Consider the following 15,981-nt stretch of genomic DNA (forward strand, 5'->3'; position numbering starts at 1 on the left):
TCCAATGAAAAATGCCCTCCAGACAACGCCTGGAGGGCACTTCTCGCGGACTCAACGCCGACTATTTACACAGACTGGAAAGCGGGCTTTTTACTTGGTTGCGTGGGCGGCAATGCGGGCTGCCGCCCCGGGGCTCACTGGCCGCCGCTGTGGTGCAGGCGCGAGTCCGGCACCGTCTTGAGTTCGCCGGGCAGCGAGGCGATGTAGTTCGAGAGCGTCTTGAGTTCGGCGTTGGTGAACTTCTTGGGCTCGACCTGCTGCGCCATCACCGCGTTCGAGCGGCCCAGGTGCAGGTTGTTCTTGACGCGGTACGACTTGAGCGCGACGAACAGGTAGTCGGCATGCTGGCCGGCCAGCTTGGGCACCGTGCCGTCGTTCGGCGTGTTGAAGTTGGCACCGTGGCACTTGGTGCAGCTGTTGTCCTTGTCACGCGAAACCAGCGCCTGGATGTTCTCGGGCATCGGCTTGGCCGGCGTGGCCGGGGGCGCATCGCCCTCCTTCAGGCCGAGCTGGCTGTAGTAGGCCGAGATGTCGGCGATGTCCTGCTCGGTCAGCGAGTCGGCGATCGCGCGCATGGTGGGGTGCTTGCGGTCGCCGCCCTTGTAGGCCGTGAGCGCGGCGCTGATGTAGCTGGCGCTCTGGCCGGCGATCATCGGCACCTTGTGGATCTCGGGAAAACTCGCCTGGTAGCCGATGATGCCGTGGCAACCCACGCACATGGCGACCTTCTTGGCGCCATCCTGGGCCTTGCCAGTGACTTGCTGGGCTTGCGCCGAGACCGTCACGCAAGCGACAGCGAAGGCAAACATCGTGGTCAACAACTTGTTCATTTTGCGCGCACAATCTCGTGGAAATACAGTTTTTCGAATCAACATTCGATTATATGCAAGGGTCTTCGAAGACCCCATGCAGGCCGCTCAAGAGCTTGCGTCAAGCGGATCGAGTGTGTTCTTTTCTCCACCCCGCCTTTCCTCCAACCTGCTCGCTCGCCTCCACTCATGAAATTCAAGGGCTCTGACAACTACGTCGCCACCCAGGACCTGATGCTGGCGGTCAACGCCGCCATCACGCTCAAGCGCCCGCTGCTCGTCAAGGGCGAGCCCGGCACCGGCAAGACCATGCTGGCCGAAGAGGTGGCCGAATCGCTCGGCCTGCCGCTCTTGCAGTGGCACATCAAGTCGACCACCAAGGCCCAGCAGGGCCTGTACGAATACGACGCCGTGAGCCGGCTGCGCGATTCGCAGCTGGCCGACGTCGACGGCGGCGAGCGCGTCAAGAACATCCACAACTACATCGTGAAGGGCGTGCTCTGGCAGGCCTTCACGGCCGACGAGCCGGTGGCACTCTTGATCGACGAGATCGACAAGGCCGACATCGAGTTTCCGAACGACCTGCTGCGCGAGATCGACCGCATGGAGTTCTACTGCTACGAGACGCGCGAGCTGATCCGCGCCAAGCACCGGCCGGTGGTGTTCATCACCTCGAACAACGAGAAGGAGCTGCCCGACGCCTTCCTGCGCCGCTGCTTCTTCCACTACATCAAGTTCCCCGACGCCGAGACCATGAAGCAGATCGTGGCGGTGCACTTCCCGGGCCTCAAGCAGGAGCTGCTCACGGCCGCGATGAAGACCTTCTACGACGTGCGCAACCTGCCCGGCCTGAAGAAGAAGCCCTCGACCTCCGAACTGCTCGACTGGCTCAAGCTGCTGATGGCCGAAGACATCCCGCTCGACGCGCTGCAGAGCAAGGACGACAAGGTCGCGGTGCCGCCGCTGGTGGGCGCGCTGCTCAAGAACGAGCAGGACGTCACGCTGTTCGAGAAGCTCGTCTTCATGCAGCGCAACAACCGATGACCCGGCCCACTGCGCCGCATCCCGTCGGGCAGTTGCTCAAGCTCGGCCTGGCGCAGGCCGTGCTGTTCGTGCTCGGTGCGCTGCTCGGGCGCTGGGTCGGCCTGCAGTTCGGGCTCGATGCGTTCGGCGCCGGCGGCTGGGGCAACAGCGAGATCTTCGGCATCCTGCTGATCGGCCTGGGCGGCGGCGCCGGCGTGCAGCTCGCACGGGCCTGGTACGACCGCAAGTACGGCAAGCCCCCGCGCTGAGCCCCTCCCCTTTCTCGAAAGTAGCTCGAACATGGCGTTCGTCGAACCTGTCACGCTGAAGGCCCGCGACCTCGCGCTGGTGCCGCTCTCGCTCGACCACGAAGAAGGCCTGCGCACGGCCGCGGCCGACGGCGAGCTCTGGAAGCTGCGCGTCACTTCGGTGCCCGAGCCGGAGGAGACGCGTGCCTACATCGAGGCCGCGCTGCAGGGCCGCGAGGCCGGCCACCGCTTCGCTTTCGCCGTGACCGAGGCCGCAACCGGCGCCGTGCTCGGCAGCACCAGCTTTCACGATATCCTGCCCGCGGTAAAGCGCGTGGAGATCGGCTACACCTGGTATGCCAGGCGCTGCCAGCGCACGCACGTCAACACCACCTGCAAGCTGCTGATGCTGAGCCACGCCTTCGATGCCCTCGGCTGCAACGTGGTGGGCTGGCGTACCGACAATTTCAACTTCGCCTCGCAGGCCGCCATCGAGCGGCTCGGCGCGAAGAAGGACGGCGTGATCCGCGGCCATGCGATGCGCCGCGACGGCACCGTCCGCGACACCGTGATGTACAGCCTGCGCGCAGGCGAGTGGCCCGAGGTCAAGGCCCAGTTGCTCTACCTGCTCGACAAGCCGCGAAGCTGAAGGAGGCCCGCCGCCATGCTGATCGATTTCTTCTACACGCTGCGCTCGGCCAAGCTGCCGGTCTCGGTCAAGGAATACCTCACGCTGCTCGAAGCGCTGCAGGCCGACGTGGTCGGGCCCAATTCCGACGGCGCCTTCGGCATGGACGACTTCTATTACCTCTCGCGCACCGCGCTCGTGAAGGACGAGAAGCACTACGACAAGTTCGACCGCGCCTTCGCCGCCTATTTCAAGGGCGTCGAGATGCTGGCCGACTTCACCAAGGAAGTGCCGCTCGACTGGCTGCGCAAGACGCTGGAGCGCGAATTCACGGCCGAGGACAAGGCCAAGATCGAGAAGATGGGCTGGGACGAGCTCATGGAAACGCTCAAGAAGCGCTTCGAGGAACAGAAAGAGCGCCACGAGGGCGGCAACAAGTGGATCGGCACCGGCGGCACCTCGCCGTTCGGCCATGGCGGTTACAACCCGCAGGGCATCCGAATCGGCGGTGCCGGCAAGAACAAGAGCGCGGTCAAGGTCTGGGACCAGCGCGCCTACAAGGACTACGACGACAGCCAGGAGCTCGGCACACGCAACATCAAGGTGGCGCTGCGCCGGCTGCGCAAGTTCGCGCGCGAAGGCCACGAGGACGAGCTCGACCTCGACGAGACCATCCACAAGACGGCCGCCAACGCCGGCCTGCTCGACATCAAGATGCGCCCGGAGCGCCACAACAACGTCAAGGTGCTGCTGCTGATGGACGTGGGCGGCACGATGGACGAGCACATCCAGCGCGTGGAAGAGCTGTTCTCGGCCGTGAAGACCGAGTTCAAGCACCTGGAGTTCTATTACTTCCACAACTGCGTCTACGACTTCATGTGGAAGAACAACAAGCGCCGCTTCTCCGAGAAGTTCGCGACCTGGGACATCCTGCGCAAGTACAACAAGGACTACAAGCTCATCTTCGTCGGCGACGCGACCATGAGCCCCTACGAGATCCTGCAGCCCGGCGGCAGTGTCGAATACAACAACGAAGAGGCCGGCGCCGAGTGGATCCAGCGGCTCACCCACGCCTTTCCGAAGTTCGCCTGGATCAACCCCGAACCGCAAGGTGTGTGGCAGTACCGCCAGAGCATCGCGGTGATGCAGCAGCTGATGTCCAACCGTATGTACCCGCTGACGCTGCGCGGCCTCGAGGAAGCGATGCGAATGCTTTCGAAGTAATACCGCACACTCAGGACACATGTGTGTACGTGCGTCCTACGGGAATTGCGTGCAGTTGCTGTCAAAATGGCCCGATGTTCAGGGTGGTTCCAGCTTTTTCGCCGGCGTGGCTGCCGGCTTTGCTTTTTGTGGGCGCCCTGCTTCTGCAGGGATGCAGCTTGCTGCCGAAGAAGGACGCTGCGAACGACAAGGGCGCATCCCCGCCGGTGCTGGTCCAGAACGGAGACACCGCAACCGGCAAGAAGAGCGACGACAAGGACGCCTTCACCGTCGAGGTTCGCGGCCCCGAGGCGGTGCGCGAGTACCTCACGCTGCACCTCGAGCTCCAGCGCTACCGCACACTCGACGACCTCGGCGCGACCGAGATCTCGCGGCTCATGGTGGCGGCCGAAGCCAACGCACGCGAGCTGCTCGCCACACTCGGCTACTTCACGCCCACGCTGACGCTCGAACTCAACGAGACGCCCGCCAGCACGCGCGCCCCGCGCGAGATCATCATCACCGTGGTGCCGGGCGAGCCCACGCAGGTCAGCACGGTGCAGATCGACTACGAAGGCGCGATCGCCACCGACCCCACGGCCGAGGCGCAGCGCGACGCGATCCGCACCGCCTGGACCCTGCGCGCAGGCCAGCCTTTCACGCAGCAGGGCTGGGACGATGCCAAGGCCATAGCCCTGCGCCGCCTCACGGCCAGGCGCTTCCCCACCGGCAGCATCGGCATGAGCCGCGCCGAAGTCGACGCCGACCGCCAGGAAGCCCGGCTCAGCGTCACCTACCAGTCCGGGCCGGCCTACCGCTTTGGGCCGCTGGTGCTGCGCGGCGTCGAACGCTACGACGCCGACGGCGTGCGCCGCATCGCGCAGCTTCCCACCGGCACCGACTACGACCAGCAGAAGCTGCTCGACGCGCAGCAGCGCCTGGCGAGCAGCGGCTACTACGACTCGGTGTTCCTCACGCTCGACACCGAGAGCGGCACGCCACTGGCCGCACCCGTGATCGCGCAGCTGCGCGAGGCGCCGCTGCAGAAGGTGGTGCTCGGCGCCGGCTTCACGACCGACAGCGGACCCCGCCTGTCGGTCGACCACATCCACAACAAGCTGCCGCTGCTCGGCTGGCGCGCGGTGTCGCGCCTGTCGGTCGACCGCGAAACCAAGTCGCTGGGCACCAACTGGCAGGCGATCCCCGACGAACGCGGCTGGCGCTGGCTGGCCGGCGCCGAACTCAAGAGCGAAACCTCGGGCAGCTACGTGGTCGACAGCGGCCGGCTGCGCAGCGGGCGCAGCAAGTCGAGCGGCCACATCGACCGCACCTATTTCCTGCAGTACGACTACGCGCAGAACCGCGGCATCGACGCGCCGCCCTCGGCCTCGGCTCTCACAGCCAACTGGGGCTGGACGGGCCGCTACTTCGACGACAACGCCGCGCCGACGCGCGGCTTCGGCCTGGCGCTCGAACTCGGCGCCGGCTACACCCTCACCGGCGAGCGCCTGCCCTTCACACGCACCTATGCACGCTGGCTCGGCGTGCTGCCGCTGGGCTTTGCCAACGGCCGCGACGCCGCCACGCTGGCACGCCGGAGCCGGCTGCAACTGCGCGCCGAGGCTGGCGCGGTGGCCGCCAAGGAAAGGGCGCAGATCCCGTCCACGCTGATGTTCCTGACCGGCGGCGACACCACCGTGCGCGGCTACAGCTACCGCCAGATCGGCACCGAACGCGCCGACGGCCAGATCGTCGCGGGCCGCTACCTCGGCGTGATGAGCCTCGAATGGCAGCGCCCGTTCGTCTACAAGGGCAAGCTCACCGAGTGGGAGAGCACGGTCTTCGTCGATGCGGGCGCAGTGGCCGACAAGCCGGGCGAGCTCAAGCCCAAGGTCGGCGTGGGCGTGGGCGCGCGCTGGCGCAGCCCCGTGGGGCCGGTGCAGGCCGACATCGCCTACGGCGTGGACACCAAGAAGTTCCGCCTTCACCTCCGCCTCGGCTTCACCTTCTGATCGATGCAGACAGACCCGTCCAATCCCACGCCCACGCCCACGCCCGCCGCACCGCGACCGCCGCGCACGCGCGCGCGCCGCGTCCTGCGCGCGCTGGCATGGACCGTGGCGGGCCTGCTCGCGCTGGTGCTCGTGCTCGGCGCGGCTGCATGGTGGTGGGTCGGGTCGAACCAGTCGCTGGCCTTCGCACTGGCCCAGGCCGCGCGCTACATGCCCGCAGGCCAGACACTCGAAAGCCGCGAGGTCAGCGGCTCGCTGCGCACGGGCGGGCGCATCGGCTGGCTGCGCTGGCAGAGCGAGAGCCTCGCGGTCGAAGTGCACGAGGCCGACATCGGCTGGCAGCTCGCGCCGCTGTTCCAGCGCAAGCTGCAGCTCGGCGAAGTGCATGCGAAGGAACTGCTGATCGAGCGCCGCGGCCCGCCGAGCGACACGCCCACCGAACCGCTCGAGCAGATCACGCTGCCGATCGAAGTCGACCTGCCGTTTCGCATCGACGCGCTGCGCTGGGCCGGCCCGCCCGCGCTCGAGGCACTGCAGCTCGCAGGCCACTACCGCTACACGGGCGCGCAGCATGAACTGGAGATCGACGGCGTCGACATTGCCGACGGCCACTACAGTGCCCGCGTGAAGCTGCAGGGCGCCGCACCGATGGCGATCGAGGCCGCGCTCGAAGGCCGCGTGAAGGCGCCGCTCGCCGAGGACCGCAGCATCGAGGTGCTCGCCAAGGCCGGCATCGAGGGCACGCTGGCGGGCACCGATGCGCGCCTGCAGGTGGCCGCCGAGCTGAAGCCGGCCGAGCCCGACGCCGAGGCGCCGATGGAAGCCAAGCTGCAGGCCCGGATCGCGCCCTGGCTGCCGCAGCCGGTGATCGATGCCAACGCGGACCTGCGCAATGTCGATGCGGCCAGCCTCTGGCCCGGCGCGCCGCGCACGCGCCTGTCGGGCACCGTCGCGCTCGAGCCTGATGCGGCCACGGGCCCGGACGCCTGGCAGGCCACGGCCGACCTGCAGAACGCGCTGCCCGGGCCCTGGGACAAGGGCGCGCTGCCGCTCGAAAAGCTCGAGGCCCGCGTCGGCTTCGACGGCACCAACTGGAACATTCCTGCGGCCACGCTGCGCGCGGGCGGCGGCCGCATCGAGGCCGAGGGCCGCTGGAGCCCCGCGCCCGCGCCGTGGGAGGCGCGCGCCACGGTGCGCGGCGTGCGTCCGGGCCTGCTGCACAGCGAACTCTCCGGCGCGCCGGTCAACGGCACCGCGACGGCGCGGCAGCGCGACGATGCGATCGGTTTCGAGCTGGCGCTGCGCGCCGAGGGCGGTGCCGGCAGCGCGGCATTGCCCGGCTTCGGCCTGGAGCGCATCGCCGCCACGGGCCAATGGAAGGAACAGGTGCTCGACCTGCGCAGCCTGCGCGTCGAAGCCGAGCGTGCGAGTGTCGAGGGCCGCATGCAGGTGCGCGTGGCCGAGCAGGCCGCGAGCGGCAAGCTCGCGCTCGCATTGCCGGGCGGCAGCGCGCAGTTCGAAGGCCGCATCGCGCCGTCAGTGGGCAGCGGCGATGTGCAGGCACGCATCGACGATGCCGAAGCCGTGCAGCGCTGGATCGAAGGCCTGCCCGAACTGTCGGGCCTGTTCGCAGGCAGCAGCGCGAAGGGCTCGGCGCGCCTCGATGCGAGCTGGCAGGGCGGCTGGCAGACGATACAGCGCCGTATCGAAAATCCCGGCGCACCGCCCCAGCGCGGCGTGGCCGAGCCGAGCGTCAAGGCGTCGCTGGCCGTGCCGCGGCTCGAGGTGCGCATGCCCGCGGCGCAGCCGTCCAACGGCGGCACTGGCACGAACGGTGGCGCGAACGGCGCCACCACCGTTCTGCTGAACAACGTGCAGGCAGACCTCGCCGGCAGCCTCGCCGACGCCACGCTCGCGCTCAAGGGCGAAGCCACATCCGGCACGCAGAAGCTCACGCTCGATGCCCGCGCCAACGGCGGCCGCACCGGTGTCGACCAATGGCGCGCGGTGCTCGCAAGCCTGCGGTTGCAGGCGCGCGACAGCGCGCGCCCGGGCCCCGGCGGACCCTCGGCCGCACCCTGGACGCTGGAGCTCGGCCGCGAAGTCACCGCCTCGGTCAAGACCGGCGGCAGCGGCGCCACGCGCCGCCTCGAACTCGAAGCCTCGGCCGCCAACGCCACGCTGCGCGGGCCGGTGCCCGGCACGGTTCGCATCGAATGGGAGCCGCTGCGCTTCACGCGCAGCGGGGCAGCGCCCAACCAGGCTTTCCGCGTGCAGTCCAAGGGCAGGCTGCAGGGCCTGCCGATGGCGTGGGCCGAGGCCTTCGGCGCCAGCGCCACCTTCGACGAGATCGGCGTGACCGGCGACCTGCTGTTCGACGGCGAGTGGGACATCGATGCCGGCGACACGCTGCGCGCCCGCGCGCGGCTCGCGCGCCAGAGCGGCGACATCCGCGTGCAGGCCGGCGAAGCGGCGCTGGTCACGCGCATCCACAGTTACGGCACCGGCACCGCGAGCGAGCGCACGATGAACTCCGCCAGCGCCAACGGCGCCACCGCCCCGAGCACGCCCGCGGGGCTCAAGCAGGCCGAGCTGCGGCTCGACGCCGACGGCGAGGCAGTGCGCGCCACGCTGGCCTGGGACAGCGAGCGCGCCGGCCAGATCGACGCCGAGCTGGCCACGCGCATGCAGCAGCGCGCCGACGGCTGGGTGTGGGCCCCCGATGCGCCGCTCGCGGGCAAGGTCAAGGCCACGCTGCCGAACCTCGGCGTCTGGTCGATGCTGGCGCCGCCCGGCTGGCGCATCGCGGGCACGCTCGACGCCGATGCGGTGCTCGCGGGCAACCGCGCCGCCCCGCGCTGGAACGGCACGCTGGGCGCCGACCGGCTCGCGCTGCGCGCGCCGGTCGAAGGGCTCGACCTGCGCGATGGCCGGCTGCGCGCCACGCTCACGGGCGATCGCCTCGAGATCAACGAGTTCACGCTCCAGGGCGGTGCGGGCACCTCGGCGCGCATCGCGGGCCAGAGCGGCAACCGGAGCACCGCGAGCAGCGAGGCGGCTACGGGCGGCGGCTCGCTCACCGCGCGCGGCGATATCTTTTGGGGCGCCGCCGGCGCCTCGGCAAGCGGCATCCGCATGGCGCTGAATGCCGAGCTGCGTGCGCTGCGCGTGCTGGTGCGCACCGACCGCCAGGTCACGCTGTCGGGCAACCTTCAGGCGCGCCTCGAGGGCGGGCAGTTCAGCGTGCGCGGCAGGCTGCGCACCGACCGCGCCGTGATCATCCTGCCCGACGAGACGGCACCGAGCCTCGGCACCGACGTGGTCGTGCGCTCCGCCGCCAAGGACCGCGAGGCGGCCGAGAAGGCCCGGCGCGAGGTGGCGCGCAGCGAGGCGCAGGCCGCAAAGCCGCAGACCGCGAAGCCGCCCGACATCGTCGTGACCTTCGACCTCGGCGACGACTTCGCGGTGCAGGGCCGCGGCATCACGACGCGGCTCGAAGGCGAACTCGAGATCCGCAGCAACCGGCTCGATGCGCCGCCGCGCATCGTCGGCGAAGTGCGCACCGTCAAGGGCCAGTACCGCGCCTACGGCCAGCAGCTCGACGTGGAGACGGGCCTTGCGCGCTTCAACGGGCCGTTCGACAACCCGTCGCTCGACATCCTCGCGATCCGGCCCAACATTGCGCAGCGCGCGGGCGTGCAGATCACCGGCACTGCGCAATCGCCGCGCGTCAAGCTCTATTCCGAGCCCGTGCTGTCCGACGCCGAAACGCTGTCGTGGGTGGTGCTCGGCCGCGCCTCGGCCACCAGCGGCGGCGAATCGGTGCTGCTGCAGCAGGCCGCGCTGGCGCTGCTCGGCCGCGTCAGCAAGGGCGCGAGCGGCGGCAGCCTCGCCAGCCGCTTCGGCCTCGACGAGCTCGGCTTCAAGGGCCCGGGCAACGGCGGCGACCTGCGCGAATCGGCCGTCACCTTCGGCAAGCGGCTCTCGAAGGATTTCTATCTCACCTACGAACGCAGCCTCGGTGGCACCTTCGGCACCATCTTCATCTTCTATGACCTGACCAAGCGCCTTACGCTGCGCGGCCAGGCCGGGCAGACCAGCGGCGTCGACCTGATCTACACCGTCAAATACGACTGACGCCCCCTCCGGGTCTGCCGCATTGACCGGCCTCGTTTGTCGAGCTAACAATGGTTAGCGCCCCGACAAAAGAGGAACGACGATGCACGATGATGGAGACAAGGGCGAGTGTTCAATGCTGGATCGTCAGAAGTACGACCCTCCTGGGTACTCGCGGACCACGTTCTTGCATCACGCACTGCTGTGCGTGATGGCCGTCATTGCCGCTGGCGCCGCAGTGGCGTCGATCCCCTACTGGGGCGGCGGCGACTTTCCGTTGATGAGCCTGATCATCTACGTGGCCGGCATGGTGTTCGTCGCCATGCCGCTGTGCCTGTACTACGAAGCGCGGCTGCAGTCGCACCAGGAACGCGTGGCGCACGCACGGCACATGATCGTCAACTGAGCGTTTCGCCGGCAGCCGGCCCGGTGGTGCCGACCACCACCCGCCGCAGCCCCTCGAGCGCCGGCTCGACGATCGCGCGATCGGCGCCCACGGCATACACGGCATAGGCCGGATACAGGAACTCGGGCGTGCCGGGCACGCGGCGCAGCCGGCCCGATTCGAGGTGGCTGCGCACCACGTCGTGGCGGAAATAGCCCGTGCCGCCCGCGGCCAGCAGGTATTCGCGGCCCAGCGGACCCAGCGCCGAACTCACCGCCGCATGCGACAGCTCGGGGAACGCGAGGCCGTGCTGCGCGGCGAACTCGGGGCCCCAGTCGACGTACACGTAGTCGGCCGGCTGCGGCACCTTCGGGCGCTTCGCGGTCGTGACCATCACGAGCTTTTCCTCGATCAGCAGTTCGACGCGCAGGCCCGGGCGCTGCTGCGGCGCATAGGCGATCGCGATGTCGAGCACGCCCGCGGCCACCTTGTCGAGCAGGTCGTGCGGAAAGCCGACTTCGGTGCGCAGCGCGAGCTGCGGCGCCGCGGTGCGCATCCACAAGAGCCATTGCAGCAGCAGCGGGTCCCAGAGGCTGATCTCGCAGCCGATCGCGAGCACCGCGCGGCTGCCGGGCGGCACCGCCACCTGGTGGCGCGCGCGCTCCCACACCTGCACCAGCGTGGTGGCATGCGGCAAGAACTGCTCGCCGGCCGTCGTGAGCACCGCGCCGGCCTTGTTGCGCACGAAGAGCGGCCGGCCCAGCAGTTCCTCGAGCGAGCGCACGCGGGCGCTCACCGAGGTCTGCGTGACGTGCAGCCGCTCGGACGCGCGCTGGAAGCTGCGGGTCTCGACGATCGCGAGGAAGGTGCGGGCCAGGTTGATGTCCATCTGCGGACTCCGTCGATTTCAATGCAATATTTTTGCATTAAACATGCAATTAATATCGTTTTACTTGCGATCAACATGGGCAGAAGATGAAGGCATCCCGAGCAACCAAGGAGCCACCCCATGACCACACTTCACCAGCCTCCTTTCCATGCCAGCGCCACCGAGACCTTTGCCGATGCGCTCAAGGCCATCGTCGACGAAGTCCTGATGCTGGCCGAGGCCTTGCTGAGCCCCAACCGGATCATCGGCGAGGTCGAGCAGATGCGCGCGCTGCAGGTGGCAGCCGACAACATCGAGGCCGAAGACCCGGCGCGCGCCCAGGCGCTGCGCACGCAGGCCTCGCGCATCGGCCTGCGCTGAAGCGCGGCGCGCGCCGCCCGCGCCCTCAGGCCGCCGCCTCGAACGGCACGATCTGCGAGATCAGCGCCGAGCCGTCGGCAAGCAGGAAGTCCTTGAAGGCCTGCGCAACCGGCGGCAGGCGCTTGGTGCGCCGATGCACCACGTACCAGTTGAGCATCAGTGGAAAGCCATCGATGTCGAGCACGCGCAGGCTGCCCGCGCGCACCTCCTGGCTCACGGTGTGGGCCGACATGAAGCTCACGCCCATGCCCGCGATCACCGCCTGCTTGATGGTCTCGGTGCTGCGGATCTCCATCGCGATGTTGATGCCGCGGAGGTCGCCACCGAAACCGTCCTGCATCGAATGCCAGGTGTCCGAGGCCTTCTCGCGCACCACGAAGGGCTCGCGCATCAGCCGTGCGAGCGGGATCTTCTGCACGCCCACGAGCGGATGGCCCGGCGCCGCGACGATCACGTAGGGGTGCGGCGCAAAGGCCTGGTTCTGCGTGTCGAGGTCGGTCGGCGGACGCACCATGATCGCGAGGTCGGTGAGGTTCTCGGCGATGTGCGTCATGAGCTCCGCCCGGTTGTGCACGGTGAAGTTCAGCGTCACGCCGCGGTGCCGGCTCGCAAACTCCACCAGCAGGCGCGGAAAGAAGTAGTCGCCCGCGCTGATGACGCCCACGTTGAGCTTGCCGCCCGAGACGCCGTTGAACTGCAGCATCGCGTTCTCGGCCGCCTCGAACTGCTGAATGATCGCGCGGCTGATCTGCAGCAGCTCGGTGCCTGCGGGCGTGAGGTAGATCTTCTTGCCGAACTGCTCGAACAGCGCATTGCCCGCATGCTCCTCGAGCTTGCGCACCTGGGTGGAAACGGCTGGCTGCGTGAGGTGCAGCTCCTCGGCGGCGCGCGAGAAGCTCAGAAGCCGCGCCACCGCCTCGAAGACCTTCAACTGGCGCAGGGTGGCGTGCTTCATTCGGCGTGGCGCGGGTGGTGGCTGCGGACCGGGCTATGGTATTCGTGCAACGTGCAGCAGGTTGGTGGTGCCCGAGAGCCCGAACGGCAGGCCCGCGACCACCACGATGTCGTCGCCCGAGGCCGCGAAGCCTTCGGCGCAGGCGGTGCGGCAGGCGCACTCGATCATCTCGGCCACGTCGTGCACGTCTTCCACGGGCACCGCATGCACGCCCCACACCATCGCCATGCGGCGCGCGGTGGCGATGTCGGGCGTGAGGCTCAGGATCGGCACCGCAGGCCGCTCGCGCGCGGCGCGCAGGCTGGTGAAGCCCGAGGAGGTGTAGGTCACGGTGGCGGCGGGCGCGAGCAGCCCGGCCACCTGGCGCATCGAGGCGCAGACCGCGTCGGCCGTGGTCGACAGCGCTGCATCGTGCGTGGCATCGATGCCCGTGCGGTAGGTGACGTCGGCTTCCACGCGCAAGATGATGCGCTCCATCATCGAGACCGCCTCCAGCGGGTACTTGCCCGAGGCCGATTCGGCCGAGAGCATCACCGCGTCGACGCCGTCGTACACCGCGGTGGCCACGTCGGACACTTCGGCGCGCGTGGGCACCGGCGCGGCGATCATCGATTCGAGCATCTGCGTGGCCACCACCACCGGCTTGCCGCCCTTGCGGCAGGCTCGCACGATGAGCCGCTGCAGCTCGGGCACGCGCTCGGGCGGCAGCTCGACGCCGAGGTCGCCGCGCGCCACCATCACGCCGTCGCACAGCGCGACGATGGCGTCGAGGTGCTCGATGGCTGCTGGCTTTTCGAGCTTGGCCATGATCCATGCGCGCGTGCCGATCAGCGCGCGCGCCTCCTCGATGTCTTCGGGGCGCTGCACGAACGACAGCGCCACCCAGTCCACACCCATCGCCAGGCCGCAGGCGAGGTCGTCGCGGTCCTTCGGCGTGAGCGGCGAAATCGGCAGCACCACGCTCGGCACGTTGACGCCCTTGCGGTCAGAGATCGGCCCGCCGACCAGCACCGTGGTCTCGGCAAAGTCGGCACCGTGGCTGTCGACGCGCAGCCTGAGCTTGCCGTCGTCGAGCAGCAGTTCGGTGCCCACCTGTAGCGCCGCGAATATCTCGGGATGCAGCAGAGGCGCACGGCGCGCATCGCCGCTCGCGGGATTCATGTCGAGGCGAAAGCACGCGCCGGCATCGAGCTGCGCGCGGCCGCCCTCGAAAGTGCCGAGTCGCAGCTTCGGGCCCTGCAGGTCGAGCAGCACGCCGATGGGCCGGCCGAACTCGGTCTCGAGCCGGCGGATGGTCTCGAGCCGGCGCGCATGGTCGTGCTGCGTGCCATGGCTGAAGTTGAGCCGGAACACGTCGACGCCGCGCTCGAACAGCGCCCGGATCGCGGGCTCGTCGGTGGTGGAGGGGCCCAGCGTGGCCACGATCTTCGCGCTGCGTGTACGTCGCATCATTCGGTTCCGTTCTTTCTTTCAGGCCGCCGCAAGGCAGACGCGGCCCCGCTCGGCTTCCATCGTACGCGCGAGCAGCTTGACCAGCGCATACACGGTGTCGATGTGTGGCGTGGGCGTGTCGGTGAGCCGCGCGAGTTCGACCACCGCGCCCACCAGCGCGTCGATCTCGGGCGCGCGGCCCGCCTCCACGTCTTGCAACATCGAGGTCTTGTGCTTGCCGACCTTTTCCGCGCCGGCAATGCGCTTGTCGAGCGTCACGCGGAAACCGATGTCGAGCTTGTGCGCCACGGCCTCGGCCTCGCGCATCATCGCGGCCGCGAGTTCGCGCGTCAGCGGGTACTGGCAGATGTCCACCAGGGTCGAGTGCGACAGGCTGCTGATCGGGTTGAAGGTGAGATTGCCCCAGAGCTTGAGCCAGATCTCGGCGCGGATGTTGTCGAGCACCGGCGCCTTGAAGCCCGCTGCGCTCAGCGCCGCCGAGACACGGTTCACGCGCTCGCTCGAGGAGCCGTCGAGCTCGCCGACCGGAAAGCGGTCGCCTTCGATGTGCTTCACCACGCCCGGCGCGATGAGCTCCGACGCGGGATACACCACGCAGCCGATGACGCGCTCGGCCGGGATCTTGTCGGCGACGAGGCCGGTCGGGTCGACGCTGCGCACCGGCGTGCCCGCGAGCGCGCCGCCATGGTTGTGGAAGTACCAGAACGGGATGCCGTTCTGCATCGTCACCACCACCGTCTCGGGGCCGAAGAGCTTCGGCACCTCATTGGCCACCGCCTCGACCTGGTGCGCCTTCATCGCGAGGATCACGACGTCTTGCGGGCCCGCCTGCTCGTAGCGGTCGGTGGCCTTGACGTCGAACGCCACCTGCTCCTCCCCGTCGGCACCGATGAGCTTGAATCCGTTGGTGGCAATGGCGTCGAGGTTCTTTCCTCGCACGATGAACGTGACGTCCTCGCCGGCCAGCGCGAGCTTTGCGCCCACGAGGCCGCCGATGGCGCCTGCGCCGATGACTGCAATCTTCATGTCGATCCCCAAGTTGTTGATTCTGTGTGGCCGCCGCGCGCGGGGCGCGAAGGCGCTAGCCGTAGCGGTTGCCGAGCGTGCCGATGCCGTCGATCTCGACCTCGACCTCGCTGCCGGGCTTCATCGAGCCGACGCCGATGGAGGTGCCGCAAAGGATCACGTCACCGGGGTACAGGGTCATGTCGAAGGAGATCAGGCTCACGAGCTGCTGCACCGAGAAGCGCATGTCGCTGATGGGATAGTTCTGCCGCACCTCGCCATTGAGCCGTGTGGTCACGGTGAGCGTGGCGGGGTCGAGACCGGTGGCCACGGAAGGGCCCATCGGGCAGAAGGTGTCGAAGCCCTTGGCGCGCACCCACTGCGCGAACGAGGCGTCGCGGTTCAGGATGTCGGCCACCGTCACGTCGTTGGCGCAGGTGTAGCCGAACACATGGCCGAGCGCCTCGGCCTCGGGCACGGCCGTGGCCGTCTTGCCGATGACGATGCCGAGCTCGCCCTCGAACACCACCTTGCCGTCGCACAGCGGCTGTCGGATCGGCGCGCCGGGCGCGAGGTAGCTGTTGGGCGCCTTCAGCAGGTAGAGCGGCTCGGCCGGCACCGGCAGGTTCAGCTTCGCGCCAAGCGCATGGAAGTTGTTCCACAGCGCGAGGACCTTGGTCGGCTCGGTCGGCGTGAGCAGCCGCACGCCCGACAGCACGAACACGCGGTCCGTCGGCTCGGGATGGTCGAACATGTTGCCGCTGTGCTCGCGCACCGTGCCGTCGCCCTCGAGCGTGCCGAAGCCGACCTCGCCACCGTGCTCGAAACGGACCCATTGCTGTTGTTGCATGCCTTGCTCCTTGGCGCGTCGTTTGTTGGAATGGTTTTGACCTGAG

The 15,981-nt window shown here is 68.7% G+C and carries 14 protein-coding genes; 8 read left to right on the plus strand and 6 right to left on the minus strand.

The window, feature by feature from the left end; translation table 11 throughout:
- Window positions 1-134: 134 nt before the first annotated feature.
- Complete coding sequence (locus AC3A6J_RS27110; RefSeq protein WP_487863113.1) at window positions 135-830, minus strand: c-type cytochrome; 696 nt, start codon at window positions 828-830, stop codon at window positions 135-137.
- Between the two features lie 168 nt (window positions 831-998).
- Here AC3A6J_RS27110 and AC3A6J_RS27115 point away from each other — a divergent pair, with 168 nt between their 5' ends.
- The 7 genes from AC3A6J_RS27115 (at window position 999) to AC3A6J_RS27145 (ending at window position 10,445) form a co-directional block, all read left to right on the plus strand.
- Window positions 999-1,853, plus strand: a complete 855-nt coding sequence (locus AC3A6J_RS27115) for an AAA family ATPase (RefSeq protein ID WP_487863114.1) — start codon at window positions 999-1,001, stop codon at window positions 1,851-1,853.
- On the plus strand, window positions 1,850-2,101 hold the full coding sequence (locus tag AC3A6J_RS27120) for a hypothetical protein (RefSeq protein WP_487863115.1): 252 nt from the start codon (window positions 1,850-1,852) through the stop codon (window positions 2,099-2,101). The genes AC3A6J_RS27115 and AC3A6J_RS27120 overlap by 4 nt, the downstream gene beginning before the upstream one ends.
- A 31-nt stretch (window positions 2,102-2,132) precedes the next feature.
- Complete coding sequence (locus tag AC3A6J_RS27125; RefSeq protein ID WP_487863116.1) at window positions 2,133-2,729, plus strand: GNAT family N-acetyltransferase; 597 nt, start codon at window positions 2,133-2,135, stop codon at window positions 2,727-2,729.
- Window positions 2,730-2,744: 15 nt separating this feature from the next.
- On the plus strand, window positions 2,745-3,932 hold the full coding sequence (locus AC3A6J_RS27130; RefSeq protein ID WP_487863117.1) for a vWA domain-containing protein: 1,188 nt from the start codon (window positions 2,745-2,747) through the stop codon (window positions 3,930-3,932).
- Between the two features lie 74 nt (window positions 3,933-4,006).
- Window positions 4,007-5,923 carry an autotransporter assembly complex protein TamA gene (locus tag AC3A6J_RS27135; RefSeq protein ID WP_487863118.1) on the plus strand — a complete coding sequence of 639 codons (1,917 nt, stop codon included), beginning with the start codon at window positions 4,007-4,009 and terminating at the stop codon, window positions 5,921-5,923.
- Window positions 5,924-5,926: 3 nt separating this feature from the next.
- Entirely contained in the window at window positions 5,927-10,060 is a 4,134-nt protein-coding gene (locus AC3A6J_RS27140) for a translocation/assembly module TamB domain-containing protein (RefSeq protein ID WP_487863119.1), read from the plus strand.
- Between the two features lie 166 nt (window positions 10,061-10,226).
- Window positions 10,227-10,445: a hypothetical protein gene (locus AC3A6J_RS27145; RefSeq protein WP_487863120.1), complete on the plus strand. Its 219-nt coding sequence runs from the start codon at window positions 10,227-10,229 to the stop codon at window positions 10,443-10,445.
- On the opposite strand, the gene AC3A6J_RS27150 is transcribed toward AC3A6J_RS27145, so the two are convergent.
- Window positions 10,438-11,313 (minus strand): LysR family transcriptional regulator, encoded by an 876-nt coding sequence (locus AC3A6J_RS27150; RefSeq protein WP_487863121.1) that lies wholly within the window; start codon window positions 11,311-11,313, stop codon window positions 10,438-10,440. The genes AC3A6J_RS27145 and AC3A6J_RS27150 overlap by 8 nt on opposite strands.
- A 120-nt stretch (window positions 11,314-11,433) precedes the next feature.
- Between AC3A6J_RS27150 and AC3A6J_RS27155 the strand changes: the two genes are divergently transcribed.
- Window positions 11,434-11,673, plus strand: coding sequence for a hypothetical protein (locus AC3A6J_RS27155; protein WP_487863122.1), 240 nt, complete (start codon window positions 11,434-11,436; stop codon window positions 11,671-11,673).
- A 25-nt stretch (window positions 11,674-11,698) separates the two neighbouring features.
- On the opposite strand, the gene AC3A6J_RS27160 is transcribed toward AC3A6J_RS27155, so the two are convergent.
- The 4 genes from AC3A6J_RS27160 to AC3A6J_RS27175 are packed head-to-tail and all read right to left on the minus strand — an operon-like array spanning window position 11,699 to window position 15,935.
- Window positions 11,699-12,628: a LysR family transcriptional regulator gene (locus tag AC3A6J_RS27160; RefSeq protein ID WP_487863123.1), complete on the minus strand. Its 930-nt coding sequence runs from the start codon at window positions 12,626-12,628 to the stop codon at window positions 11,699-11,701.
- A 33-nt stretch (window positions 12,629-12,661) separates the two neighbouring features.
- Entirely contained in the window at window positions 12,662-14,077 is a 1,416-nt protein-coding gene (gene pyk / locus AC3A6J_RS27165; RefSeq protein ID WP_487863124.1) for a pyruvate kinase, read from the minus strand.
- A 21-nt stretch (window positions 14,078-14,098) separates the two neighbouring features.
- On the minus strand, window positions 14,099-15,106 hold the full coding sequence (locus AC3A6J_RS27170; protein ID WP_487863125.1) for a 2-dehydropantoate 2-reductase: 1,008 nt from the start codon (window positions 15,104-15,106) through the stop codon (window positions 14,099-14,101).
- Window positions 15,107-15,161: 55 nt separating this feature from the next.
- Entirely contained in the window at window positions 15,162-15,935 is a 774-nt protein-coding gene (locus AC3A6J_RS27175; protein ID WP_487863126.1) for a fumarylacetoacetate hydrolase family protein, read from the minus strand.
- Window positions 15,936-15,981: the final 46 nt, after the last annotated feature.

The organism is Variovorax sp. Soil_C_39 (assembly GCF_057656815.1).

Bases quoted from the DNA above. Each gene is read 5' to 3' on its own strand.
- AC3A6J_RS27110 (WP_487863113.1), bottom strand. From the start codon at position 830: ATGAACAAGTTGTTGACCACGATGTTTGCCTTCGCTGTCGCTTGCGTG.
- AC3A6J_RS27115 (WP_487863114.1), top strand. From the start codon at position 999: ATGAAATTCAAGGGCTCTGACAACTACGTCGCCACCCAGGACCTGATG.
- AC3A6J_RS27120 (WP_487863115.1), top strand. From the start codon at position 1,850: ATGACCCGGCCCACTGCGCCGCATCCCGTCGGGCAGTTGCTCAAGCTC.
- AC3A6J_RS27125 (WP_487863116.1), top strand. From the start codon at position 2,133: ATGGCGTTCGTCGAACCTGTCACGCTGAAGGCCCGCGACCTCGCGCTG.
- AC3A6J_RS27130 (WP_487863117.1), top strand. From the start codon at position 2,745: ATGCTGATCGATTTCTTCTACACGCTGCGCTCGGCCAAGCTGCCGGTC.
- AC3A6J_RS27135 (WP_487863118.1), top strand. From the start codon at position 4,007: ATGTTCAGGGTGGTTCCAGCTTTTTCGCCGGCGTGGCTGCCGGCTTTG.
- AC3A6J_RS27140 (WP_487863119.1), top strand. From the start codon at position 5,927: ATGCAGACAGACCCGTCCAATCCCACGCCCACGCCCACGCCCGCCGCA.
- AC3A6J_RS27150 (WP_487863121.1), bottom strand. From the start codon at position 11,313: ATGGACATCAACCTGGCCCGCACCTTCCTCGCGATCGTCGAGACCCGC.
- AC3A6J_RS27155 (WP_487863122.1), top strand. From the start codon at position 11,434: ATGACCACACTTCACCAGCCTCCTTTCCATGCCAGCGCCACCGAGACC.
- AC3A6J_RS27160 (WP_487863123.1), bottom strand. From the start codon at position 12,628: ATGAAGCACGCCACCCTGCGCCAGTTGAAGGTCTTCGAGGCGGTGGCG.
- pyk (WP_487863124.1), bottom strand. From the start codon at position 14,077: ATGCGACGTACACGCAGCGCGAAGATCGTGGCCACGCTGGGCCCCTCC.
- AC3A6J_RS27170 (WP_487863125.1), bottom strand. From the start codon at position 15,106: ATGAAGATTGCAGTCATCGGCGCAGGCGCCATCGGCGGCCTCGTGGGC.
- AC3A6J_RS27175 (WP_487863126.1), bottom strand. From the start codon at position 15,935: ATGCAACAACAGCAATGGGTCCGTTTCGAGCACGGTGGCGAGGTCGGC.